Here is a 24,723-nt window from a genome sequence, read left to right as displayed (position 1 = left end):
GCTGCCGGAGGCGGCACACCGCCGTAGTTGATGACGACATGCGCCCCAACGCTGAAGCGCTTGGCGTTGTACGCAGGCTTTGTGGAAGCGAGCTTGCTCGCGAAAGCGATTGTCCAGACGCCCTGTTTTTTGTGTCTGCACTGGCCTCTTCGCGAGCAAGCTCGCTCCCACAGGACCGATGCGCTACCGGGGACGGCACGCCGCCGTAGTTGATGACGACATGCGCCCCAACGCTGAAGCGCTTGGCGTTGTACGCAGGCTTTGTGGGAGCGAGCTTGCTCGCGAAAGCGATTGTCCAGACGCCCTGTTTTTTGTGTCTGCACTGGCCTCTTCGCGAGCAAGCTCCCACAGGACCGATGTGCTGCCGGAGGCGGCACACCGCCGTAGTTGATGAAGACATGCGCCCCCACGCTGAAGCGCTTGGCGTTGTACACAGGTCTTGTGGGAGCAATAAGCACAAGGCGTGGGGACGAGACTTAGGGATTTTTAAAAGGACCGCATCATGAGCAAAACCCTCGCTGCACTGGCCCTCGGCCTGTTGACCCTGACCGCTTACGCTGACGATAAACCCCTGAAAGTCGGCACCACGGCAGCCTTCGCGATACCGCTCGAAGCCGCTGTCGAAGAGGCCGGCAAGCAGGGCCTGAAGGTTGAGCTAGTCGAGTTCACCGACTGGATCGCGCCCAACGTCAGCCTCGCTGCCGGCGATATCGACGTGAACTACTTTCAGCACATCCCGTTCCTGACCAACGCCAACGACGCCGCCGGTTTCGGTCTGGTGCCTTACGCACCGGGGATCATCAACAACGTAGGCCTGTACTCGAAAAAGTACAAAAGCTTCGATGATCTGCCGACCGGCGCCACAGTGGCCATCGCCAATGACCCGATCAACAGCGGACGCGGCCTGCAACTGCTGGCCAAGGCCGGGCTGATCACGCTCAAGGAAGGTGTTGGTTACAAGGCCACCGAGGAAGACATCACGGCCAACCCGAAAAAACTCAAGCTCATTCAGGTCGAAGCCGTGCAATTGGTGCGAGCCTACGACGATGCCGATCTGGTGCAGGGCTACCCCGCCTACATCCGTCTGGCCAAGACCTTTCCCGCTGACTCGGCGATCCTCTTCGACGGCCTGGACCACCCGGAATACGTGATTCAGTTCGTGATCAAGCCTGATCACAAGGATGACCCGCGGCTGGCGAAATTCGTCGATATTTACCAGCACTCGCCGGTCGTCCGCGCCTCACTGGACAAGGTCAACGGCAAGCTATACCAGGCCGGGTGGAAAGAATGACCGCGACCGCGCAACGCCAACGGCCACTCGACACAGCAGGCGCAGGTCAACGTGCACAGCAGGCCGAGCTGCACCCGGAGCTGAATCGCGCGCATGTGCGCTTCATCAACCTGGGCAAGACCTATCACGGCAAGCAAGGCCCGGTGGAGGCGCTGGGCAATATCGATCTGGCCGTCCAACGTGGCGAGATCTTCGGCATCATCGGCCGCAGCGGCGCAGGCAAATCCTCGTTGATCCGCACCATCAACCGCCTTGAACAACCGAGCAGCGGTCGCGTACTGATCGATCAGGTGGACATCGGCGAGTTCGACGAAGACAAGCTGGTGGAACTGCGCCGACGCATCGGCATGATCTTCCAGCACTTCAACCTGATGTCGGCCAAGACCGTCTGGCAGAACGTCGAACTGCCGCTCAAGGTCGCTGGCGTGCCCAAGGAGCAACGCGCGCGCAAGGTCGCCCAATTGCTGGAACTGGTGGGGTTGCAGGACAAGCACAAGGCGTACCCCGCGCAACTGTCCGGCGGGCAGAAACAGCGCGTCGGCATCGCCCGCGCACTGGTGCACGACCCGGCGATTCTGTTGTGCGACGAAGCCACTTCGGCGCTGGACCCGGAAACCACCCAGTCGATTCTCGGCCTGCTGCGCGAGATCAACCAGCGCCTGGGCCTGACCATCGTGCTGATCACCCATGAAATGGCGGTGATCCGTGATATCTGCCACCGCGTCGTGGTGCTGGAACAGGGGAGAATCGTCGAGCAGGGGCCGGTATGGCAGGTGTTTGGCGACCCGCAGCACGAGGTCAGCAAAACCTTGCTGGCGCCCCTGCAAACCGGGCTGCCTAAAGAGTGGGCCGAGCGCCTGAGCGATCAGCCGCAACGACCCGATGCGGCCCTGCTGCTGGACGTGCATTTTACCGGTGTCAGTGACGAAGGGCCGGATCTGGCCGCGCTGTTTGCCGCGCTGGGCGGCAAGGTGCAATTGCTGCAGGGCGGCGTCGAGCGGATTCAGGAGCGCGCCATTGGGCATCTCATTCTGTCGGTTGCCGACTCGCCGCACAGCCGGGACGAGCTACTGGCGCGCGCCCGCACACTGGCGCCACGCGCGGAGGTATTGGGTTATGTGGGTTGATCGCTTGCTGCAAGGCACCCTCGACACATTCCTGATGGTCGGTGTGTCGTCATTGATCGCACTGCTGCTGGGCATCCCGCTGGCAGTGATTCTGGTGACCAGTTCCAAAGGCGGCATCTACGAAGCGCCGGGGATCAACCGCGTGCTGGGCGGCTTCGTGAACCTGTTTCGCTCGATTCCGTTCCTGATCCTGATGGTCGCTCTGATTCCGTTCACGCGGATGATCGTCGGCACCACCTATGGCGTATGGGCAGCCGTTGTGCCGCTGACCATTGCCGCCACACCGTTCTTTGCGCGGATCGCCGAAGTGAGCCTGCGCGAGGTCGATCATGGCCTGGTCGAGGCGGCGCAGGCGATGGGCTGTCGGCGCTGGCACATCATCTGGCATGTGCTGCTGCCGGAAGCGCGCCCCGGTATCGTCGGTGGCTTCACCATTACCCTGGTGACCATGATTAACTCATCGGCCATGGCCGGGGCCATCGGTGCAGGCGGATTGGGCGATATTGCCTATCGCTATGGCTATCAGCGCTTCGACACGCAGGTGATGCTGACGGTAATCGTCTTGCTGGTTGCGGTCGTCGCGCTGGTACAACTGGGTGGTGACCGATTGGCACGCAGCTTCGACCGGCGCTGAGCAGCCGCAACGCAGCGAGGGTATATTGGCGGTCTTCCTTTACCGGACCGCCCTTGATGAAACTCGACCCACAAACCCTTGCGCAGATCACCGCCGCGACCCTCGGCAATTACAACAGCGTGGCCGACGACTTCCGCGAAGGCACCCGCGACCACGACGTCAGCCAGAATATCGACGCCCTGCTGCGGCATATAGAAGGACCGGCACCCTGGCAGATTCTCGACTTCGGCTGCGGGCCGGGCCGCGACCTGAAAACGTTTACCGCGATGGGCCATGTGGCGGTCGGGCTCGATGGCTCCGAACGTTTCGCCGAGATGGCTCGCGCCGAGACCGGTTGCGAAGTACTGCAGCAAAACTTCCTCGAACTCGACCTGCCGCACGGCCGCTTCGATGGCCTCTTCGCCAACGCAGTGCTGTTTCACATCCCCAAACAGGAGCTGCCACGCGTCCTGCGCCAACTGCATGCCACGCTCAAACCGGGCGGCGTGCTGTTCAGCTCCAACCCGCGCGGTGAGAATCAGGAAGGCTGGAACGGCGAGCGTTACGGCGCTTATCACGACCTGGAATCATGGCGCGAATTGCTGACCGAAGCCGGTTTTGTCGAACTGGAGCATTACTACCGCCCCGCCGGCTTGCCGAGGGAACAGCAACCGTGGCTGGCGAGTGTCTGGCGGCGGCAGTGATGTGCGGCGCTGTGCAATCGGTGTGCTGTCAGTTCTGACAGTATCGGCCAACACTCACGCGCCTTAGGATGGACTTGCGGCCGTCTGCGCAGACGGCTGGCAAGGGAATCCATTTGAACCGATCAAAGGAACTGATCATGGCGACCGAATTCTTGAAAAACGGCAACTTCAGCGACGGTCTCAAGTACTGGGCAGCACCTGAGGGCTTTGATCCAGACTTCAAGCCTTGGCCCGCAGGCGATGGGCAGAGCATCAAACTGGATGCTACTGAAGTGACCGTAAGCCAATTTATCAATGAGCTGCCTGACTCTACCCTGCGTATCGAGTTCGATGTGCATAGCGCAGACGTGAAAATAGACGAGGCGCTCTTTGTCATAGCCGTGGGAGGTTACAACAAAGAGGGCGCGCTGAATCTGACACCGATCATTGGCCTCGCCACTGAGGAGTGGGAACATTTTTCTGGCGAGATTACGTTCGAAGAAGCGCTTGAAAAATGCTTTGTGAATCTATCGGCGCCTTCGAACACGTTCCGCTTCCCGCTCTCAAACTCAAACTCAAACTCAAAGCTGGCTTCACAGTTCGGCCCTGTACGGTTCGCCAACCTCAGCCTGACCATGATCGACGCCAAAGACGCAGACCAGACCGACTGATTGCCGGGTCAGCAGCCCTGCCCCGAATCACAGGCGGCAGGGCAAGCGAACCTCAATGCGCCGGCTGCGCGTGCTCCCCTTCATCCTTGTCAGCCGCTTCGCGACGCTGTTCGTCGGTCGGTTCCTTGATGCGATACCAGGCCACGTACAACGCGGGCAGGAACAGCAAGGTCAGCAGCGTGGCGATGATGATGCCGCCGATCATGGCGTAGGCCATCGGCCCCCAGAACACCTCACGGGCGATTGGAATCATGCCCAGGCTGGCCGCGGCCGCCGTCAACAGGATCGGACGACGGCGATGCTCGGTGGCTTCGACCACGGCGTCCCACGGCAGATAACCGCTTTTTTCATAGGCATCGATCTGGGTCACCAGAATCACCGAGTTGCGGATGATGATGCCGATCAGCGCCAAAACCCCGAGAATCGCCACGAACCCCAAGGGCGTCCCCGTGGGGATCAGCGCCAGCACCACACCGATAAGCCCCAGAGGCGCGACACTGGCCACCAGAAACATCTTCTGAATGCTGTGCAACTGAATCATAAGGAACGTCGCCATGAGAAACAACATCAGCGGCGCAACGCTGGCAATCGGCCCCTGCGCCTTGCTGCTTTCTTCGACCGTACCGCCGGTTGCAACCTTGTAGCCGACCGGCAGACCTGCGGCGAACTTGTCGATTTCCGGTTGCAGTTGCTTGACCAGATCAGTCGGCTGAATGGCGTCGCGGACGGCGCCTTTCACCGTGATGGTCGGCTTGCGATCGCGGCGCCAGACCAACGGCTGCTCCAGCTCGTAACCGACCGTGGCAAACGCCAGCAGCGGGATCGACGTGCCGGTCGGTGTCACGATTTGCAGGTTCTGCAGGGTTTCCGGTGTGCCGCGCTCGGCATCTTCGGCACGCCCGATCACATTGATCAGATAGATATCGTCGCGCACCTGGGTCACGGTAGAACCGCTGACCACGCTGTTCATCAGCTTGGCGACGTCTTCCGACGACAGCCCCAACTGCCGGGCCTTGTCCTGATTGATGTCGATGCGCAGGACCTTGCCCGGCTCGTTCCAGTCGTAGATCACTTCGCCCACATGCGGGTTTTGATCGAGCAGCGTGGCCAGCTCGATGGCGTGCTGGCGCACCTTGTCGATGTTCTCGCCGCTGACGCGATACTGCAACGGACGCCCCACCGGCGGGCCCATTTCCAGCGCCTGCACATACGATCCGATGCCGACGAAGTCGTCACGCAGGCGCTTTTGCAAACGGGCAGTCAATGCACCACGTTCTTCCAGGCCTTTGCTGACAATGACCAGCTGGGCGTAGAACGGATTTTCCAGTTGCTGATCGAGCGGCAGGTAGAAACGCAACGCGCCCTGGCCGATGTAGGTGCTCCAGCGCTCGATGTCCGGATCGTCCTTGAGGCTCGCTTCAAAACGATCCACTACCTTGCGCGTCTCGTTGATCGAGGCGTTCTGCGGCAGGTTCAGGTCGACCAGAATTTCCGGGCGGTCCGAAGACGGGAAGAACTGGTTCTGCACGAACTGCATGGAGAACAGCGACGCGGCGAACAACCCAACCGTGATGGCAATCGCCAGCCAGCGATGACGCATGGCCCAGAGCATGCTGCCGTTGAATGCCCGGCCGATGCGACCCGGCTCTTCGGATTTGGGTTTGATGTTGGCGCTCAGAATGTGCACGCCGATCACCGGCGCAAACAGAACGGCAACCACCCACGACACCAGCATCGCCACGGCAATGACCGCAAACAGCGTGAAGGTGTACTCCCCCGCCGAGCTGTTGTTCAGACCGATCGGCACAAAGCCGGCCACGGTCACCAGCGTACCGGTGAGCATCGGGAACGCTGTCGAGGTGTAGGCGTACGTCGCGGCCTGCTCCTTGGACTCGCCCATTTCCAGCCGTGTGACCATCATTTCCACGGTAATCATGGCGTCATCCACCAGCAGGCCGAGGGCGATGATCAGCGCGCCGAGGGAAATCCGTTGCATGGTGATGCCGCTGTATTCCATGAACACAAACACCATCGCCAGTACCAGCGGAATCGAACACGCGACCACCAACCCCGCGCGAAAGCCGAGGCTGACGAAGCTGACCAACAGCACGATAATCACCGCCTCGAACAACGCGCTGGTGAAGCCGCCCACGGCCTTGTTGACCACCTCGGCCTGATCCGAGACCTTATGCACGCCAATGCCGACTGGCAGCTCCGCCGTCGTAGCATCCATCTGTGCATGCAGCGCCTTGCCGAACGACTGGATGTTGCCGCCCTTCTGCATCGCGATGGCCAGGCCGATCGCCGGTTTGCCATCGAAGCGGAACAGCGGTTTGGGCGGATCGGTGTAGCCACGGGTGATGTCAGCAATGTCGCTCAGACGGTAAAAACGATCATTGATGCGCAGATTGACCGCAGCCAGGTCCTTCTCGGAAGCGAACTGCCCGGAGGTGCGTACCGAGATCCGCTCCGGCCCGGCTTCGATCACCCCGGCAGGCGTCACCGCGTTCTGCGATTGCAGGCTTTGCACCACCTGGCTCTGGTCGATGCCCAATGCCGCCAGTTTGCGTGTCGAGAAGTTCAGGTACACCACTTCGTCCTGCTGACCGATCATCTCGACCTTGCCCAGGCCGGGCACGTCGCGGATGTCGGCGCGAACCTTCTCGACGTAGTCACGCAACTGACGCATCGAGAAACCGTCTGCGGTAAACGCATAGATCGAACCGTACACATCGCCGAACTCGTCGTTGAACGACGGGCCTTGCAGCCCCTGCGGAAACTGCCCACGGATGTCATCGACTTTCTTGCGCACCTGATACCAGATTTCCGGTATCGCCTTGGCATTGGTCGTATCACGCAAGTACACGAAAACCGTGGACTCGCCCGGTCGGGTATAGCTCTTCACGTAGTCCAGCGAGTCCAGCTCTTCGAGCTTCTTCTCGATGCGATCGGTGACCTGCTCGAGGGTTTCGTCCACCGTCGCGCCCGGCCAGCGGGTCTGGATAATCATGGTCTTGATGGTGAAGGACGGGTCTTCCTCGCGGCCCAGCTTCATGTAGGAAAACACGCCCATCAACAGCGCGACGAACATCAGGTACCAGACGAACGACTGATGCTTGATGGCCCACTCGGATAAATTGAAATTCCCTTTCATCGCGGGCTTTCCTCATCGACTTTGACTTTTTGGCCCGGCTTGAGGCTGTTGACGCCCGCGCTCACCACTTTTTCACCCGCTTTGACGCCATCGGTCAGCACGAAGGAGTCGCTGTCACGGCTGGCAATCGTCACCGTTCTGGGGTTCACCGTCTGGCTCTGCGAGTCGACGATCCAGACCTGGCGTTTGCCATCGACTTCCTGCAGGGCATTGATCGGCAGACGCATGCGCGGCGTGATGGTCGAGCTGAGCGTCACGCTGATCGCCGTGCCCAGGCGGAACGCCGCTGGCGTTTGCGCCAGCGACAGACGCGCACGGCGCGTACGTGTCGTGCGGTCGGCCTGGGGTTCGATTTCGCGAAGGGTGGCGGTGGTGTTCACTTCCGGATTCAGCTGACTGGCGACGGTGAAGACCACGTCGGACGGTAACTGATCGGCCAGTGTATCGGGCAGGTCGATCACCGCTTCCTTGATGTCCGGCCGCGCCAGAGTCACGACTTCCTGACCGGCTGTCACCACCTGTCCGGCTTCGACTTTCCACTCGGTAACCACCGCATCGTGATCACTGCGCAGCTCGCTGTAACTCAATTGGTCGCGGGCCTGTTGAGCCGCGGCTCTGGCCTGCTCCTGCGACGAACTGGCGGTCTTCAGATCGGTCAGGGCGATGTCCAGTTGCGCCTGGGCACCGACGCCGCGATCGAACAGCTCCTGCTGACGGCGGGCATTGGCCTGGGCGTTGATGTATTGCGCCTGAACATTGGCCAGGTCGCCCTGCCGGGCACGCACGGCGTTCTGCTGATCGGTCGGATCGAGGGTTGCAAGCAAATCGCCTTTCTTGACCTCAGCACCTACGTCAACGTCGCGTCGGGCAATGCGCCCCGCGACACGAAAGCCCAGCACACTTTGATAACGCGCCTGGATGTTGCCGGCGAAACGCCCGAAATCCTGATTCGACTCAGGCTTGGCCTCGACGAACACCACGGGACGCACCGGCTCGGGAGGTGTTTCATCCTTGCCACAGCCGCTCAATAAAACGCCGCTCAACAGCAGGCTGCCCAGCAACAGGCATAACGGACGCTTCATGGCTGCACCTGTGCATTCTGTTGCTTGGGCTGTTCGGCAATTTCGACCTGCATGTCCGGATGTAACAACTGTCCGCCTGCCACCACGACTCTCTCTCCACTCTTGAGCCCGTCGCCAATGATGACTTTGGCGGTCAGGTAACGGGTGACGGTGACCTTGCGCAGATTGACCTTGCCCTGTTCATCCACCACCCACACGGCAGGCTTGCCCAACTGTTCGCCGAGATCCTTGGTCAGCGCCGCCCACGGCAACTCGACACTGGCATTGGCCGGTGCGCTCAGCGCCACGCTGACCACCGAGCCCAGGTCCATGCCTTCAGGCAACGGGTCCAGAGCGATCTTGATTTGCAAGGTGCCGGTTTGCGCCGACACCGCCGGGGTCACTTCGCGTACTTTGCCGCTGACCTTGATGTTCGGGTTATCGAGCAACGTGACCTGCACCGGTTGATCGGTTGGCGGCTGAACGAACAGCGACTCATAGACATTGAACACCGCGTCGCGATCACCGTCGCGCGCCAGATCGAAAATCGGCATGGTGGCCTGCACCACTTGCCCGACTTCAGCCTGACGCGCGGTGATCACACCCGGTGCGTCAGCGACCAGAGCGGTATAACCCAGTTGTTCACGGGCATTGGCCAATTGCGCCTGCGCCGCCTTCAACGAACTTTCACTGCCGCGCAACGCCGCTTGTGCAGAGTCATATTCGCTGCGGCTGGTATAACCCTTAGGCAACAACTTTTGTTGTCGGACGAACGCAGCGCTGGCCTGATTCACGCGGGCCTGCTCGGCAGCCACAGCAGCAGCGGCCGAGTCGACGTTGACCTGCAGATCCTTGGGGTCGAGCCGCGCCAGCACCTGCCGGGCAGTGACCCGATCGCCCACATCGACATTACGCTGAATGATCTTGCCATTGACCCGGAATGAAAGACGGGTCTGCACCCGCGCCTGAACATCACCGGTCAGGGCGACACTGGCGGCGAAGTCGGCACTTTTTACCGTCTGCACATAAACCCTGGGCAGTTCGGGCGCCGCCGGTTTTTCCTCGCCACAACCGGCCAGCGCCGCCAATGCAGCGGCCAGACCGAACGTAACCAGTCTTGAAATACGAACGGGCATGCAGACTCCTTGTGCAACTGCCGGATGCGGGCGTGATCAGGGCGAGAGAATAGCGTGAGTATGCGACTGTGTGCGAGAGGGAGGGTTCATTAACGGGGCAGAAAGTGGGTGGGCACGAAAGACCTTCAAATGAATGATTGGCCCAAAGGGACTCAGCGCATTTTAATTGAGCTTTGCTGGTACGAATTTCGGCAGATAGATTGCTTTTGAGCGCCACTGCCGAAATCGGACGTAGCGTATCGATTAATACATAAATTCATGGCCCGCGCGTATGGAATACGATGGCACTTCATATATCGTTGGCATCTTGTGGACTCCAGACAAATACTCGTGGAAAACAGGCCTTCTTATATTTCGGTATTTAGGATAGCCCGTTCGGCGAATAGTAGGCGACTGTGCCGGCGCGACGCTTAATGGTGATAGTTTTGCTCGTGGCAATGTAAAGGATGTAGTCTGAAACCCAGCAGAGGATTGCGCAGGGCGTTGAGTTGGAAGCGCTCTCGCGGAGCTAATTGTCGGGCCGCGAGCCCGGCCACGAGCAAATGCAGATTTTGCGGACATTGCACCAGAGGCCAATGAAAAGGCGCCCAGACCAACAGCCACCCAACCCAGTTCCGAGCCACCCTCTACATCGTAATAGTCCGTAAGCACAGATGCTGTAGCCGCGGAAGAAGCACCAAATCCGGCAAGGGCAGTCACCCCAAGTGCTTTTGCGCTAAGAACTTTAGGAAAAGCATAAGTGCCTAATACAACACCCACCACAGCCATGGCCAAACTTGCATAAAAATCCCAAGATTCATGTCCTGTACTGTCTGTGCGATTAACCGGATCGCCAAGGCAATACGCATATACATTCCCCCCCCTTACCAAACGGACTCATACTGTCCGGGCTGTTGAAGCGCATCAACACAGGGTTGTACGCGCGATAACCATTGCCGAGCAGGTAATGGCCGGTCAGCGGGTCAGGCTGTTCGCCGTTGAAACCGGGTAGCTCTGCAATCGTCTGCCCGGCTTGATGGTGCCCGAACGGCGTATAGGCAATGTCCGCCTGATGCCCGTCTTTGCTCGCGTGCAGCACGCTGTTGTGCAGGTCGCCGGCGATCATGGTTGTCACGACCTCATCACCCTCCCGACTCTGTTGCGCCAGCCATTGTGCGCCTGCGCGGATACAGGTTCGTTGCCTGTCGCCGTGCAATTCGGTCATCAGTTGCTCGCCGTTGTAGAACCGGTTGGCGACGGCCTGGGCCAATGGCGTCACTGTGGATAAGCGGTCCAGCGGGTCGTAGGTGTACTTGCAGAGGATGGCCATTATCGTTCCCTGATGATGACGAAGTCAGGGCTTTAGCGTGAGCCCGTCGGAACCGGCAGTCCACTGGCAAAACTATCAGTAAGGCACCCGAAAGCAAGAGTCCGGGTGACCTGGGTAATGAGCTCATGGGTTGTCATGGCTCTGTAAAATCGCCTAGGTTCGGGCAGAAGGCTGGATGGCATCAAGACGGCATTCACTCAATAAAATGTCTGATCCTCATGCCGTCAGCCCCAGCATTGCTCCCCGCGTTCAGTGACATGACGTTGAGTTGGAATTGATCTCACGTATCTGATTGAGAGACGGCTTAATTTTATATGCTGCCAGTCCGTAATCACCTGGCAACCTGTCAGTTGTACGTATACGCATTTTGTCGGCTCTCAGGCACTATCTAGTGAATTTCTGACTCGATAGTTATTCCGAGAAAGTGTCTGACCTTGGCGAATAGTTCTGACGTCCAGTCCAGCTTGGGAATCTAGTCTGAGCGTACCGAATGTCCGGCCTGTATTCCTGAATTGATTGTCCAACAAAACCCGATTAGCAGCCAGCATATGCCTGTCACTGTAAAAAGTAGTGCGATTAATAACCAGCGCATCAACATGTTGCATATCAAAAAGCAAATCTCGTGCGCCAATTGACTCCTGTTCAACACGGTCCATCCCCTCTCGAAAAGAACGTTGCCTATGAGTACGGTACGATTCCCTTAGACGCTCAAAGACTAATTTCTCGTCGCTCAATTTCCTCTTATAAATTTTTTCCACATCATTGAATTTTAATTTTGCTCCTCGCCATTTTCGTATCGTGCTTGCAAACCCCATTGCGCCGGCCAGCAAAGAAACACTCCCAACTGCACCGAGTATGGTACTGAGCTCACTGTCTGATCCTTTGAGCCCAGCAGACGCCCCTATCGCTCCCGCCCCCACGGCACTGAACAAAATCCCCGATAGAAAAGACAGACCGATCGAAATATGCCCCGTCGGATCAACCCGGTTGACCGGATCCCCCACACAATAGGCATACGCATTCAACCCACCCTTACCAAACGGACTCATACTGTCCGGGCTGTTGAAGCGCATCAGCACCGGGTTGTAGGCGCGATAACCGTTGCCAAGCAGGTAGTGGCCGGTCAGCGGGTCAGCCTGTTCGCCGTTGAAACCGGGTAGTTCTGCAATCGTCTGCCCGGCTTGATGATGCCCGAACGGCGTATAGGCAATGTCCGCCTGATGCCCGTCTTTGCTCGCGTGCAGCACGCTGTTATGCAGGTCGCTGGCGATCATGGTTGTCACGACCTCATCGCCCTCCCGACTCTGCTGCGCCAGCCATTGTGCGCCTGCACGGATACAGGTTCGTTGCCTGTCACCGTGCAATTCGGTCATCAGTTGCTCGCCATTATAGAACCGGTTGGCGACGGCCTGGGCCAGGGGCGTCACTGTGGATACGCGGTCCAGCGGGTCGTAGGTGTACTTGCAGAGGATGGCCATTATCGTTCCCTGATGATGACGAGGTCAGGGCTTTAGCGTGAGCCCGTCGGGGCCGGCAGTCCACTGGCAAAACTATCAGTGGGTCACCCGAAAGCGAGAGTCCGGGTGACCTGGATAATAAGCTCATGGGTTGTCATGGCTCTGTAAAATCGCCCAGGTTCTGGCAGAAGGCTGGATGGCATCAAGACAAACGTCGCTAAATAGAATATCTGATCCTTCTGCCAGCAGCCCCAGCGTTGCTTCCGCGGCTCTGTAAAGGTAGGCCGAACCCACTTGTTGAGTTTATCGATGAGGCAGTTGAAGCGCCAAGAGCCTCTCTTGCAGCGATGTGTGGGGGAAAAGGATGTGGATCCCTTCGTGTATATTCTGGCGGCGCATCAGACGGCCGTGGACTATACGGTGGCGGCGCATCAGGCGGCCGTAGACTATACGGTGGCGGTTGGCGGGTGGAGTTAGGCGCTGTTATTCGCCCGGCGAGCCCATTTGCTCCAGCTTGAACATCAGATCGTCTTTGCCTCATTCGTCTCGCAGCTAAGGAGCCCCGCCAAAACACTGTCGAAGTGACTCCTAAGCCAAATCCCACATATTGAAATATTGAGCTGGTCTCGGGGTGCGCGTCTTTCGTCAACACCGACCCTATCGTGGGAAAAAGGCCAAGAATACCTGTTAATGAGCCGACGACCGAGACTGTCCTCGTCTTGACTCCCTTCGATAGGAGTATCCCTGCCCCCCCTCCGAGCGCACCGAGTACCGTCAGGCCTAAACCCACCCAAAACAACGCGCTTTCATGCCCTGTCGGATCAACCCGGTTGACCGGATCTCCCGCGCAATACGCGTACGCATTCACGCCACCCTTGCCAAACGGGCTCAGGCTGTCCGGGCTGTTGAAGCGCATCAGCACCGGGTTGTAGGCGCGATAACCGTTGCCAAGCAGGTAATAACCGGTGAGAGGGTCGCTCTGTTCGCCGTTGAAACCGGGCATTCCATCGAGGGCCTGGGCAGTGTCATGGTGACCGTAAGGCGAGTAGGCAATGTCCGCCTGGTGTCCGTCTTCACTCGCATGCAGAACGCTATTGTGCAGATCGCTGGCGATCATCATTGTCACGACCTCATCGCCCTCCCGACTCTGTTGCGCGAGCAACTGGCCGCCAGCGCGGATGCAGGTTCGTTGCCTGCCGCCCTGTAACTCGGTCATCAGTTGCTCGCCGTTATAGAACCGGTTGGCGACGGCCTGAGCCAATGGCGTCAATGTCGATAAGCGGTCCAGCGGGTCGTAGGTGTACCTGCACAGGATGGCCATTATCGTTCCCTGATGATGGAGGTCAGGCTTCAGCGTGATCCGAGTCGGGAGGCAGGTCTACTGGTAGAAATGTCAGCGAGCGGGTTTATGCAGAGAACGAAGAGGATGTTCAAAATTGGGTTTCTTCAACATTTAAATCACCACTCCGAATGCTTGAAGCCCGGGATGTAGTGACATTAAACTCAGGTAAGGCGCTCTGCGCCAACTTCGCAGCTTTTTTTGCTGCTCGTTTTGTAGCTCGCTCTGCAAGTCTGGAACGCAAATACATCACGCCACGAGACCCGACGACGGGGATAACAACAACTATAGCAACGCTTCTCAGCGTACGAGCTGCCAGTAAACCACCCTCGAACTTTCCCGTAATATAACCTGCGGTCCATGCCACACTGGCCGTAAGCGCCCCGACGCCAATGAATCCCAAGAGTTTTTCCTCCGTGTTCGCCGGTCTTCTGAGCAAGGGTGTCTTGGGGAGGACATTATCGATAGCGTTTACTTCGGGCTTTACCTTCACTCCCTTTAACACAGCCTTTATAGACGAACGAGCCGTCAACAGGCCAAAAACGCCGGTAGCAAGGGCTGCGCCAAGGTAGATGTACGCCTGCACATCATCCAAGAGTTCATGCCCGCTCGGATCAGATCGATTGACCGGGTCCCCCGCACAATACGCATAGGCATTTATTCCACCCTTGCCAAACGGACTCATACTGTCCGGGCTGTTGAAGCGCATCAAAACGGGGTTGTAGGCGCGATAACCATTGCCCAGCAGGTAATGACCGGTCGACGGATCGGGTCGCTCACCGTTGAAGCCTGGCAGCTGGTTCAATGCTTGCCGATGCCCGTAAGGGGTGTAGGCGATAGGGCCAGGCAAGCCGGCCGATACGGTGTGGAGCACGCTGTGCTGTTGGTCCGAGCCGATCAACAACGTGGCGAGCGCTGACTGCATGGCCAGCAACTGACGGTCGCGATGCAGGAAACGAAGGTGTTCTGCCCCCTGAATCTCGCTGACCAGAATATCGGACTGATAGAACGAACGGGCAATGGCTCCAGCCGCAGGCGTGCGAGCCGCGAGCCGGTCAAGCGCGTCGTAGCGGTAACGGCACAGAGGGGTTGGCTGGCGCATGGCGAGTAACCGGAGTGGTCTTGATCAGCGAGGCAGGCCTCTTCAAGCACACAATGCACCGCAGGGACCGCAGCGGCTACTCGTAGAACTGCTAGGTTGCATCAGGGCTGTCAGGGATTCTGGACGCATTCCAGCGAGCGCTCCAGCTCGGCCTTGGCCATATTGATCAGATGCACCACCGAGAACGCCAGATCACGTTTCAGGCCATCGAGGTTGTCACCGGTTTCATACGCGGTGGCAGAGGCACAGCGCAGTATTTCGCTGACCTGTATCAGAGAGTCTTCCAGAGAGTTGGGGAGCGGCGGGGATGGGGTTGAGTTGATCATCGCTTATTCCTTTAGCTGACAAGACCACCAGATGCCTGCTGCTAAACAAACAAGGGTGGCGACTTTGACGCGGGTTAGCAGACCGGTGTGGAACAAGCGCAAGCAACCGGCGCACCCGAAGGTACCCCACGCAAAGCCGCCATAAACGGCACTCGCGCCACTTGTTATCCACAAACAGGCTGCTAAACCCGGTCGCTGGAAAAATCAGCGACCGACGCAGCCTAGTGTGCAGAGTTGGCAGGCACAAGGGCCCGGGATTTTCTAGGAAAGGTCATACGCAGGAAAGCGAAAAGACTGAAGGAAAGGTCCTGCAGGACAGGTTTTTCGTGAGCGGAAGTAACCTGATTCTTCGAGAAGAGGACGCAGAGCGTCCGGAACGGCATTCCCACGCTGGAGCGTGAGGAACGATAGGCGCCCGGGAGATCGCCTATCGTTCCTCACGCTCCGCGTGGGAATGCCGTTCGTGACGCTCTGCGTCATCCTCAAGCAGCGCCGATCAGCTGCCCTCGGTGCCGTGTGCTTCTTCGAAGAAAAAATCCTTCCAGCTCGCCGCCTTGTTTTTCAACACACCCAGCTCATGCAGTTTCTCGGCGTAGATGAAGGTGCGCTGCGGCGTGATAGTGAAATCGATTTCCGGGTCGGCGACGATTTTCTCTACCAGGGGCAACGGCAGCTTCGATTGCTCGACGCGGATGTAGGTCTGCGCGGCAGCGGGCTTGTCGGCCTTGATGATCTTCTCGGCTTCAGCCAGCGCGTCGTAGAACGCCTTGTAGGTCTTGGGGTTTTTGTCGTGGAATTTCTCGGTGGTGTAGAGCACGTTAAACGTCGCCTGGCCGCCCAGCACGTCATAGGAACTGAGCACCTTATGGACGTTGGGGTTCTCCAGTTCCTGATACTGGAACGGCGGGCTGGAGAAGTGCGAGTTGATTTCCGAGCCACCGGCAATCAGCGCGGAGGTTGCGTCCGGGTGCGCCAGGCTGACCGAAATGTTGTCGAATTTCTTGTAGTTGTCGTTACCGAACAGCTTGGCGGTTTCGATCTGCAATGTGCGCGACTGGAAGCCCACGCCCGCAGCCGGTACGGCGATGCGGTCCTTGTCGGTGAAGTCCTTGAGGGTCTTGACGTTGGGGTTGTTGGTCAACAGGTAATTGGGCATCGAACCCAGCGAGGCAATCGCCTTGACGTTCTGTTTGCCCTTGGTGCGGTCCCAGACGGTCAGCATCGGCGGCACGCCTGCCGACACCACGTCCAGTGCGCCGGCCAGCAGCGCTTCGTTCATCGCCGTGGCACCGGAGATGCTGTTCCAGTCGACCTTGATGTCCAGGCCCTGCTCCTTGCCGTGTTTCTCGATCAGTTTCTGATCGCGCACCACGTCGAGGATCAGGTAGCCGATGCCGAATTGCTGAGCGATGCTGATCTTGCCTTCAGCCTGAGCGCCGCCGCTGAGCAGCGCGCCAAACAAACCGAGGGTCGCCGCCAACACAGTCAGTGCCGGACGTTGAAATGCAGTTTCCATGTGGTTCTCACCCTGATTATTCAAAAAAAGACGGCGTTTCAACGCTGCATGCCCCAACGCTTGACGGTCAGGCGCTCGATGTTGGCGAACAGCAGGTTCTCGACCAGCAGGCCGATGAGGATCACTGCCGCCAGCCCCGCAAAGACCTTGTCGGTATACAGCTCGTTACGGTTCTGGAAGATGTACCAGCCCAGACCGCCCTTGCCGGAGGACGCGCCAAACACCAGCTCGGCGGCGATCAGTGTGCGCCAGGCAAAGGCCCAGCCGATTTTCAGACCGGCCAGAATCGACGGCAGCGCAGCAGGGATCAGGATGTGCCAGACAAAGCGCAGGCCTTTGAGGCCGTAGTTGCGCCCGGCCATGCGCTGGGTTTCCGAGACACCCAGAAAGCCCGCGTAAGTATTGAGCGCCAGCGCCCAGAGCACCGAATGCACCAGCACGAAGATCAGGCTGTTCTGACCCAGCCCGAACCACAGCAGCGCCAGCGGCAGCAGGGCAATGGCCGGTAACGGGTTGAACATGGCCGTCAAGGTGCTGAGCAGGTCGCGGCCCAGTTGGGTGGACACTGCCAGGGTAGTCAGGGCGAACGCCAGCACGATGCCGATCAGATAGCCCTGAATCAGTACGGTCAGGGAGATCCAGACCTTGCCCGGCAACTCACCGGAGATCAGCCCGTCATAAAAGGCGGCAGCCGTTTGCAGAAAGCTCGGCAACAGCAGGTCGTTGTTCTGCAGACGCGCGGCCAGTTCCCAGATCACCGCCAGGGCGATCATGATGACGCATTTGCGCACCCAGCTCAGTTGCCAGATACGCTGTGCCAGGGGCAGATCGCGGGCCAGGTCTTCCTGAGTGAAAGGCTCCAGCGTGATTTCATATTCTTCGCGAGCGGGAGGTGCGAGGCTCATGATTCGGGTTTCCCGGTAATCGTGTAGATAGGACGCGGAGCGTCCTGAAAGGCATTACCACGCGGAGCGTGGGAACGATCAAGGCAGTAGCCTAGTAAGCAATCCGGATGTCCTGAAAATTCAGATCCTGCTCGACCGGCCCGGCCTCGCCTTCATCGAACAACAACCGATGAATACGCTGCGCGGTTTGCTGAAAGCCGACGCCGCCGAGACTTTTCAGGTCGTATTGATGGCTGTTGATTTCCGCCCTTACACGGCCCGGATGCGGCGACAGCAGCAGGATGCGGTTACCGACCACCAGCGCTTCTTCGATGGAGTGCGTGACGAACAGCAACGTGAAGCGCACCTCGTCCCACAGCTCCAGCAGCTCTTCCTGCATCTTGCGTCGGGTCAGTGCATCCAGTGCGGCAAAGGGCTCGTCCATCAGCAGGATTTTCGGCTGCATGGCCAAAGCCCGGGCAATCGCCACGCGGGCCTTCATGCCACCGGACAAGGTGTGCGGGTAGGCATCGGCAAACGCACTGAGGCCGACCTTTTCCAGATAGTAACGTGCGCGCTCCAGCGCTTCGGGGCGCTTCAGCGTGCGTGATGCCAGCAGCGGAAACATGACGTTCTCGATCACGGTTTTCCACGGTGGCAACTGGTCGAATTCCTGAAACACCACGATGCGGTCCGGGCCAGGCTCGGTGACCTGATGCCCCGCCAGACGAATCTCGCCCTCACTGGGCTCGATGAAACCGGCCACCGCCTTGAGCAGCGTCGACTTGCCGCAACCGGATGGGCCCAGCAGCACGAAACGATCGGCCGGATCGACTTCGAAACTGACCTGATGCGTCGCCCGCACCACGCGTTCTGGCGTGCGGTATTCGAGGCTGACGCCGCGAACTTGCAGCAAGGCTTCAGCAGTGGGCTGTGCAGCCGGCTGCGGTTGGGTGCTGGTGCTGGTGCTGGCCGTGTGGCCTTGCGCGACAGCATTCATGAACGGCTCTCCTGAATCAAAATGGCGCGGTGCCTTGAATGGTCGTGCGATGCAGCTTGCGGCGCAGGTGCGCCGGGCAGCCTGCAGCCAGATGGATCAGGGAACGGTTGTCCCAGAACACCATGTCGTTGGCCTGCCACTGGTGTCGATAGATGTGCTCGGGCTTAACGCTGTGGGCGTAAATCTCGTTGAGAATCTGACGGCTCTCGTCTTCCGGCAGACCGAGGATGCGTGTCGTGAAACCCTCGCTGACGAACAGCGCCTTGCGCCCGTTTTCAGGGTGGGTGCGAACGATCGGGTGGCTGACTTCGACCACCTGCGCCAGTTGCTCGGCGGTCAGGGTCGGACGCCAGTTGGCGGCGTTGTGGCCCTCGGCGTAGCGTGCGGTGTAACTGTGCACCGCTGAACGCCCTTCAACCGCATCGCGCAGGTGTTGCGGCAACGTTTCCCACGCCAGGTGCATATCTGCAAACAGCGTATCGCCGCCTTCACTTGGCAGTTCCTGGGCGTAAAGCATCGACCCCAGGCTGGGCAGCTCTTTGTAAGACAGGTCCGAATGCCAGTATTTACCGGCATCGCCCAGGCCCACGGGCTTATCGTTCTCGACAATGTTGGAGACGATCAGGATTTCCGGGTGGTTGGCCAACAGAAACTGCTTGAGCACATGGATCTGCAGCACCCCGAAGCGTCGGCTGAAATCGATCTGCTGTTGCGGCGTGATCTGCTGATCGCGGAACACCAGCACGTGGTGATCCAGATGTGCCTGATGCACACGAGCGAAGTCGGCATCGTTCAACGGCCTGGACAGATCCAGCCCAACGATTTCCGCGCCCACCTTTTCGGTGAATGGACGCACTTCGAAGGATTGCGAAGCAGGTTGAGCGGACGATGAAGCGAGGGAGGCTGCTGGCATGAGAACTCCGACTCCAGGACTGTGTGACTGAAAGACGAAACTCTATAGGTATAAGAAACAGAATTTAAATACCGTTAAAGAATATCGATAGTGCTGAATTTTTCACTGCCTCGCGGTGTAACGTCAGCCAGCATAAATGTGTCACAGCAGATACATCCAAGTGTAAGACCGCCTTGCTAGGGTCGGCGCCTTATTCGACCTGAGTGAAGCGCCCGCTATGCGATCCAATAAACCGGTTGTCCATGTAATGGTGTCGTCATTGATACTGTCGCTGCTTGCCGTCTCGGTTCAGGCTGCGAGCCGTGCCAATGACAATCGTATAAACGGTGTCGACCTGCTCTCCGGGTTCAACACCCTGTGGACAACCGGCGCAACCTGGGACACTGGCACGCCGACGGCCCTCGGTCAGAGCCTGCTTCGGCGCAACCTGCAGATCGTGGTCGACCGTGCCAACTCGCGCACGCTGGCGCAGGAAACCGCCGCCTACTTCGATGACCGCCGCGACCAGAGCTACAGCGCCATCAGCGGCCTGGGCTCGCTGAGCGATGCTTACAAAGCCGGCGCGGGCGCGTTCACGACCATCACGCAATTCGACGACAGCAACAAAACCGTCAGGTACGACGACAAAGGCAATGGCGCAGGCAGTTCGTCCTCGGCGCTGGGCAAGGTGGTCGACCTGGTCGGCGCGGTGCGCAACGATGCCTCCACGACCCCGGCCAAGTCCCACTATCTGTATCCACGGCCATGGCGGCAGAGCCTCGACGGACAGAGCCTGGCATTCGTCGTCGCGCCCTCTCTACGCCCGGCCGAAAGCACCACGCCGGCCAGTGACTCGGGTTTCCCCAGCGGTCACACCAACGCTGCCTACCTGTCAGCCTACGCATTGGCCTACGCGATCCCCGAGCGGTTCAGCGAGTTGATGCTGCGTGCTTCGGAGATCGGCGACAACCGCATCGAAGCGGGCATGCACTCGCCCTTCGACGTGATGGGCGGGCGAATCACCGCGACCTATTTCGCCATCGACAACCTGTCCAACCCGGCCAACGCCCAACTGCGCGCCGATGCTCGCGCACAGGCGCTGGCCTATTTCACTGCTCAGTGCGGCGGCAACGTCAACAATTGCATGACGGCCATCGACCCGGCCACCGACCGCACTTCCCAACACGCACAGGACAAGGCGCTGTACACCGCGCGCATGACCTACGGCTTCGACCCGGTCGGCCCGACCAACTTGGCCCCGGTCGTGCCAACCAACGCTGAAGTACTGCTGGAAACACGCTTCCCGTACCTGGATGCCAGCCAGCGCCGCGAGATTCTGGCGACCACTGAACTGTCGTCGGGCTACGCAGTGATCGATCAGTCAGGTGGCTACGGTCGCTTGAACCTGTATGCCGCAGGCGATGGTTACGGCGCGTTCAATTCCAACGTCACCGTCAACATGAACGCCAGCCTGGGCGGCTATAACGCCATCGACGCCTGGCGCAACGACATCAGCGGCAGCGGTGCGCTGATCAAGAACGGTACGGGCAACCTGATCCTGACCGGCAACAACACCTACTCGGGCGGCACGCTGATCAACGGCGGCACCCTGACCGGTCATGCCCAGGCCTTCGGCAGCGGCACGATCACCGATAACGCAACGCTGGTGGTCGATCAGTCCACCAACGACACCCTCGCCAACACCCTCACGGGCACCGGCGCGCTGATCAAACGCGGTATCGGCTCGCTGAACCTGACCGGCAACAGCAGCCTGTCCGGCGCGACGACCGTGCAGGCCGGTCGCCTGGCAGTTAATGGCAACCTCGGTAACTCCATCGTCAGCGTGCAGCAAGGCGCAACGCTGGGTGGCAACGGCACCGTCGGCGGCATCAACGTCGCTCAGGGCGGCGTGGTCGCACCGGGTAATTCGGTCGGGCAACTGAACGTCAATGGTGACGTCAACCTGGCTCAGGGTTCGGTTTATCAAGTGGAGTCGGACGCCAGTGGCAAAGCCGACCGCATCGTCGCCAGCGGCCGCGCGACGATCAACAACAGCACGCTGTCGCTGGTCGAAGGCGGTAACTGGCTAGCGGCGAGCCGTTATTCGATCCTCTCCGCAGCCGGTGGCGTGAGCGGTGCATTTGCCGCCGTACAAACCAACTTCGCGTTCCTTACCCCGACGCTGAACTACACCGCTACCGATGTCGGGCTGACGCTGGATCGCAACGCACAAACCTTCGCCAGCCTGGCGACCACGCGCAACGCCAAGGCGGTCGCACAGGGTCTGGACAGCGCGGGCGCAGGCAACGCGCTGTGGCGTCAGGTGGTGCAGGACGACGCCTCGACGGCGCAGGCCACGTTCAGCGCGCTGTCCAACGAGCTGCATGCATCGACCCAATCTGCACTGATCGAAGACAGCCGGCTGGTGCGCAATGCCATGAATGCTCGCATGCAACAAGCGCAATCCACACAGGCATTCGGCAGCACCACGCAAACCCTCGCCGGTGATGCTTCACGCGGTGTGGTGTGGACCCAGGCCATCGGCGCGACCGGCCAGACCGACAGCAGCCGTGACGCCTCAGGCCTGGAAACCCGCACCAGCGGCCTGTTGTTCGGCGCCGACGTACCGCTCGACGACACCTGGCGTGTGGGTGCATTGGCAGGCTTCAGCAACAGCAGCTTCGACCTGCGCCACGCGTCTGGCTCGACCGACAGCGACAACTATCACCTGGGTGTCTATGGCGGCGCGAAATGGGGCCAACTGGGCCTGCGCCTCGGCGCGGTGCGCACCTGGCATGAGCTGACCGCCAAGCGCACGCTGGACCTGCCGGGCTCGTCCGAGCACTTCAAGGAAGACTACAAGGCAGCGACCAATCAGGTCTTCGGCGAACTGGGCTACACCCTGGAAATGGGCAACGCACAGCTTGAACCCTTCGCCAACCTGGCACACGTACGCCTGGACACCGACGCCTTCGACGAGAACAGCAACGCCATCAGCCTGCAGAACAAGTCCCAGGACAACCACATCACCTTCAGCACCCTGGGCCTGCGTGCAGCGACCCGCCTGAACGCAGGCAGCGTCGTGATCAAACCCAACGCCACACTGGGCTGGCGTCGCGCCTACGGCGACGTCACCCCGGAAAGCCGCTCGGCCTTCAGCGGCGGTGACACCTTCGAACTCTCCGGCGCCCCCATCGCCCGCAGCGCAGCCGTGCTCGGCGCAGGTGTCGACTTGGGGTTGAGCGATACCTTGAGCGTGGGCCTGAGCTACGACGGACAGGTGAGCAACGACGCATCGGATCAGTCGCTGAATGCCCGGGTGACATTGGCGTTTTAAGGCTGAAGCGGCGGCAATCGGGCTGCTCTCTGTAGGGACGGAGAGGAGCCTGCCGAATTTATCAGGGGGTCTGAGCGCGCTTGCGTTGACCCTCAATTTCATCCCACTCCAACCCTCTCGTTTTCATTTCCCGGCCTCCCGATCAGCCTCAACAATCGGGGTCGGGAAAGGGCTGCGTGCCTTTGCAAACCACCACAGGGCACCCGCTCCGATAACGCTCGTCAGCACGGCCAAACTCAGGATGACTTGGCGGATGCCCAAGGGCGCTGCGAGCAGGGCCACCAGCAAACCCGCCAGAGGCTGCGACAGGTTGTTGAGCAACGTGATCACGCCCACCGTCTTGCCGAAGTCCTGAGGCGGTATCACCCGCTGCCGGAGGGTGCGCATGTAGACGTTGAACATCTTGTCGAAGCCGACGATCAACAGAAACCCCAGCGCATAGCCAATCAGGTTCGGGCTCAGGGCGCTGATGAATGCGCCGGTCGCGATCATCGAAAAGCCGACGCCACCCAGCACGCGCATGGGCAGAGCCACGCGGGCCAGGAAGAACAGGATCACGATGGTAGTCACCGCACCCGCCGCCTGCAGCCCGGCATAGCTGTCTTTGCCGGCGCCGTACTCACCGATCACCATGGCTGCCGAGGTCGCCAGCGTGACACCGACGATCAGATTGAAGCCTACCGCCAGCGTGATGATCTTTTTCAATTCCGCCAGGCTGCGGATATGCCCGAATGCAATCCGCAACGGCTGCAGCCAGATGTCCTGATGCTGCTCGAACACCTCCAGCGTGATACGGCTGAGACGTTGCCACGCGAGCATGCTCAGGTCTGCCAGCAGGAACAGGCCAGCGGTCAACAGTACGACCCAGTGCCAGGCCCACACTTCAAGCATCAGTGCCGCGACCAGGGGCCCGAGAACCAGCCCTGACTGGTCGGCGATCTGGGAATAGGACAACGTTCTGGTGTAGCTGTAGTGCTGAAAGATATGCGGCATGAGCACTTCGCGCGCCATGATGCCTTGCGTGGTCAGGACCCCGCACAGTGCCGACAGCACCACCAGCCATCCGATACCGCCAAAGATGGCGTAGAGCAGCATCGCCAGCACGCACAGCGATGCCCGGTAGATCTGGCTGATATGCAGAATTTTGACTGGCGAGTACTTGTCGCAGAGGGCACCGCACAACGGAAACGCAAGAAACCTCGGCAGCGATTCCACGAAAAACGCCAGCCCGGCCCATGAAGCGCTGTTGGTGGTCTGGAACACCACCAGCGGCACAATGAACAACAGGATCTGATCCGCCAGCCTGGACAGGAAAAGCGAGACGAAGAAAGCGAGGTAATCCTTGCGCATACAAAACTCCTGTAGGCCGGGACGTGCATCGCTATTAACCGAGCCCGGCATTGGAGCTTATTGGATTTGCGTGCGTAATGCTCAGAAGAGGACGCAGAGCGTCCAGAACGGCATACCCACGCGGAGCATGGGTACGATAGTGTTTGCCGGACACCTCGCGCGCCACCCGTACAGCGATCTCCCTGACGACTATCGTTCCTCACCACTCCAGCGTGGGAACGCATTTCGTGACGCTCTGCGTCACAGATCTGCGCTGCGCTATATGCCCAAAGAGGACGCAGAGCGTCCAGAACGGCATACCCACGCGGAGCATGGGCACGATAGTGTTTGCCCGGACACCTCGCGCGCCACCCGTACAGCGATCTGCCTGACGACTATCGTTCCTCACGCTCCAGCGTGGGAACGCCTTTCGTGACGCTCTGCGTCACAGATCTGCGCCGCGCCGCACATTCAGGATCGGACGCGGAGCGTCCAG

At 59.7% G+C, this 24,723-nt stretch carries 18 protein-coding genes and 1 pseudogene; 6 read left to right on the top strand and 13 right to left on the bottom strand.

What is annotated here, in order from left to right:
• Window positions 1–502 precede the first annotated feature (502 nt).
• From P406_RS26460 to P406_RS26440, 5 genes are all read left to right on the top strand, one after another.
• On the top strand, window positions 503–1,291 hold the full coding sequence (locus P406_RS26460; RefSeq protein WP_024959419.1) for a MetQ/NlpA family ABC transporter substrate-binding protein: 789 nt from the start codon (window positions 503–505) through the stop codon (window positions 1,289–1,291).
• Complete coding sequence (locus tag P406_RS26455) at window positions 1,288–2,418, top strand: methionine ABC transporter ATP-binding protein (protein ID WP_046237832.1); 1,131 nt, start codon at window positions 1,288–1,290, stop codon at window positions 2,416–2,418. The genes P406_RS26460 and P406_RS26455 overlap by 4 nt, the downstream gene beginning before the upstream one ends.
• A complete protein-coding gene (locus tag P406_RS26450; RefSeq protein WP_003341491.1) occupies window positions 2,408–3,052 on the top strand; it encodes a methionine ABC transporter permease in 645 nt (214 codons plus the stop codon). Before P406_RS26455 ends, P406_RS26450 begins: the two co-directional genes overlap by 11 nt.
• 56 nt (window positions 3,053–3,108) lie before the next feature.
• Complete coding sequence (locus tag P406_RS26445) at window positions 3,109–3,735, top strand: class I SAM-dependent methyltransferase (RefSeq protein ID WP_046237831.1); 627 nt, start codon at window positions 3,109–3,111, stop codon at window positions 3,733–3,735.
• Between the two features lie 137 nt (window positions 3,736–3,872).
• Window positions 3,873–4,385 carry a hypothetical protein gene (locus P406_RS26440; protein ID WP_046237830.1) on the top strand — a complete coding sequence of 171 codons (513 nt, stop codon included), beginning with the start codon at window positions 3,873–3,875 and terminating at the stop codon, window positions 4,383–4,385.
• A gap of 52 nt (window positions 4,386–4,437) precedes the next feature.
• Here the strand turns inward: P406_RS26440 and P406_RS26435 are convergent, their stop codons facing one another.
• The 12 genes and pseudogenes from P406_RS26435 to P406_RS26380 all read right to left on the bottom strand — a co-directional run bounded on the left by P406_RS26435 (window position 4,438) and on the right by P406_RS26380 (window position 19,582).
• Window positions 4,438–7,539, bottom strand: a complete 3,102-nt coding sequence (locus P406_RS26435; protein ID WP_046237829.1) for an efflux RND transporter permease subunit — start codon at window positions 7,537–7,539, stop codon at window positions 4,438–4,440.
• Window positions 7,536–8,621 carry an efflux RND transporter periplasmic adaptor subunit gene (locus tag P406_RS26430; RefSeq protein ID WP_046237828.1) on the bottom strand — a complete coding sequence of 362 codons (1,086 nt, stop codon included), beginning with the start codon at window positions 8,619–8,621 and terminating at the stop codon, window positions 7,536–7,538. Before P406_RS26430 ends, P406_RS26435 begins: the two co-directional genes overlap by 4 nt.
• The gene (locus tag P406_RS26425; RefSeq protein ID WP_046237827.1) at window positions 8,618–9,736 is read right to left on the bottom strand and encodes an efflux RND transporter periplasmic adaptor subunit; all 1,119 of its coding nucleotides are present in this window, start codon (window positions 9,734–9,736) and stop codon (window positions 8,618–8,620) included. The genes P406_RS26430 and P406_RS26425 overlap by 4 nt, the downstream gene beginning before the upstream one ends.
• A 243-nt stretch (window positions 9,737–9,979) precedes the next feature.
• A pseudogene (locus tag P406_RS26420) lies at window positions 9,980–11,045 on the bottom strand (RHS repeat-associated core domain-containing protein).
• 377 nt (window positions 11,046–11,422) lie between these two features.
• Window positions 11,423–12,523: an RHS repeat-associated core domain-containing protein gene (locus tag P406_RS26415; protein WP_046237826.1), complete on the bottom strand. Its 1,101-nt coding sequence runs from the start codon at window positions 12,521–12,523 to the stop codon at window positions 11,423–11,425.
• Window positions 12,524–12,719: 196 nt separating this feature from the next.
• Window positions 12,720–13,823, bottom strand: coding sequence for an RHS repeat-associated core domain-containing protein (locus P406_RS28445; RefSeq protein ID WP_082100977.1), 1,104 nt, complete (start codon window positions 13,821–13,823; stop codon window positions 12,720–12,722).
• 109 nt (window positions 13,824–13,932) lie between these two features.
• Window positions 13,933–14,943 carry an RHS repeat-associated core domain-containing protein gene (locus tag P406_RS26405; RefSeq protein WP_046237825.1) on the bottom strand — a complete coding sequence of 337 codons (1,011 nt, stop codon included), beginning with the start codon at window positions 14,941–14,943 and terminating at the stop codon, window positions 13,933–13,935.
• Between the two features lie 110 nt (window positions 14,944–15,053).
• Complete coding sequence (locus P406_RS26400) at window positions 15,054–15,269, bottom strand: DUF6124 family protein (protein WP_046237824.1); 216 nt, start codon at window positions 15,267–15,269, stop codon at window positions 15,054–15,056.
• Window positions 15,270–15,765: 496 nt separating this feature from the next.
• Window positions 15,766–16,785: an ABC transporter substrate-binding protein gene (locus P406_RS26395; RefSeq protein WP_046237823.1), complete on the bottom strand. Its 1,020-nt coding sequence runs from the start codon at window positions 16,783–16,785 to the stop codon at window positions 15,766–15,768.
• A gap of 38 nt (window positions 16,786–16,823) precedes the next feature.
• Window positions 16,824–17,690 carry an ABC transporter permease gene (locus P406_RS26390; RefSeq protein WP_003317308.1) on the bottom strand — a complete coding sequence of 289 codons (867 nt, stop codon included), beginning with the start codon at window positions 17,688–17,690 and terminating at the stop codon, window positions 16,824–16,826.
• Between the two features lie 91 nt (window positions 17,691–17,781).
• Window positions 17,782–18,669, bottom strand: a complete 888-nt coding sequence (locus P406_RS26385; protein WP_046237822.1) for an ABC transporter ATP-binding protein — start codon at window positions 18,667–18,669, stop codon at window positions 17,782–17,784.
• 16 nt (window positions 18,670–18,685) lie between these two features.
• A complete protein-coding gene (locus tag P406_RS26380) occupies window positions 18,686–19,582 on the bottom strand; it encodes a TauD/TfdA dioxygenase family protein (protein WP_046237821.1) in 897 nt (298 codons plus the stop codon).
• Between the two features lie 217 nt (window positions 19,583–19,799).
• Between P406_RS26380 and P406_RS26375 the strand changes: the two genes are divergently transcribed.
• Window positions 19,800–22,898, top strand: a complete 3,099-nt coding sequence (locus P406_RS26375) for an autotransporter domain-containing protein (RefSeq protein WP_046237820.1) — start codon at window positions 19,800–19,802, stop codon at window positions 22,896–22,898.
• A gap of 123 nt (window positions 22,899–23,021) precedes the next feature.
• On the opposite strand, the gene P406_RS26370 is transcribed toward P406_RS26375, so the two are convergent.
• Window positions 23,022–24,248 (bottom strand): MFS transporter, encoded by a 1,227-nt coding sequence (locus P406_RS26370; protein WP_046237819.1) that lies wholly within the window; start codon window positions 24,246–24,248, stop codon window positions 23,022–23,024.
• Window positions 24,249–24,723 lie beyond the last annotated feature (475 nt).

The organism is Pseudomonas syringae pv. coryli str. NCPPB 4273 (assembly GCF_000972175.1).
Taxonomy (GTDB): Bacteria; Pseudomonadota; Gammaproteobacteria; order Pseudomonadales; family Pseudomonadaceae; genus Aquipseudomonas; species Aquipseudomonas syringae.
Note: the sequence above shows the minus strand (reverse complement) of the source record. Positions and strands in the feature narration are given on the sequence as shown.

Coding starts and splice junctions, on each gene's coding strand:
- P406_RS26455 (WP_046237832.1), top strand. CDS start 1,288: ATGACCGCGACCGCGCAACGCCAACGGCCACTCGACACAGCAGGCGCA.
- P406_RS26430 (WP_046237828.1), bottom strand. CDS start 8,621: ATGAAGCGTCCGTTATGCCTGTTGCTGGGCAGCCTGCTGTTGAGCGGC.
- P406_RS28445 (WP_082100977.1), bottom strand. CDS start 13,823: ATGGCCATCCTGTGCAGGTACACCTACGACCCGCTGGACCGCTTATCG.
- P406_RS26415 (WP_046237826.1), bottom strand. CDS start 12,523: ATGGCCATCCTCTGCAAGTACACCTACGACCCGCTGGACCGCGTATCC.
- P406_RS26395 (WP_046237823.1), bottom strand. CDS start 16,785: ATGGAAACTGCATTTCAACGTCCGGCACTGACTGTGTTGGCGGCGACC.
- P406_RS26450 (WP_003341491.1), top strand. CDS start 2,408: ATGTGGGTTGATCGCTTGCTGCAAGGCACCCTCGACACATTCCTGATG.
- P406_RS26440 (WP_046237830.1), top strand. CDS start 3,873: ATGGCGACCGAATTCTTGAAAAACGGCAACTTCAGCGACGGTCTCAAG.
- P406_RS26460 (WP_024959419.1), top strand. CDS start 503: ATGAGCAAAACCCTCGCTGCACTGGCCCTCGGCCTGTTGACCCTGACC.
- P406_RS26390 (WP_003317308.1), bottom strand. CDS start 17,690: ATGAGCCTCGCACCTCCCGCTCGCGAAGAATATGAAATCACGCTGGAG.
- P406_RS26445 (WP_046237831.1), top strand. CDS start 3,109: ATGAAACTCGACCCACAAACCCTTGCGCAGATCACCGCCGCGACCCTC.
- P406_RS26400 (WP_046237824.1), bottom strand. CDS start 15,269: ATGATCAACTCAACCCCATCCCCGCCGCTCCCCAACTCTCTGGAAGAC.
- P406_RS26405 (WP_046237825.1), bottom strand. CDS start 14,943: ATGCGCCAGCCAACCCCTCTGTGCCGTTACCGCTACGACGCGCTTGAC.
- P406_RS26370 (WP_046237819.1), bottom strand. CDS start 24,248: ATGCGCAAGGATTACCTCGCTTTCTTCGTCTCGCTTTTCCTGTCCAGG.
- P406_RS26375 (WP_046237820.1), top strand. CDS start 19,800: ATGCGATCCAATAAACCGGTTGTCCATGTAATGGTGTCGTCATTGATA.
- P406_RS26435 (WP_046237829.1), bottom strand. CDS start 7,539: ATGAAAGGGAATTTCAATTTATCCGAGTGGGCCATCAAGCATCAGTCG.
- P406_RS26380 (WP_046237821.1), bottom strand. CDS start 19,582: ATGCCAGCAGCCTCCCTCGCTTCATCGTCCGCTCAACCTGCTTCGCAA.
- P406_RS26425 (WP_046237827.1), bottom strand. CDS start 9,736: ATGCCCGTTCGTATTTCAAGACTGGTTACGTTCGGTCTGGCCGCTGCA.
- P406_RS26385 (WP_046237822.1), bottom strand. CDS start 18,669: ATGAATGCTGTCGCGCAAGGCCACACGGCCAGCACCAGCACCAGCACC.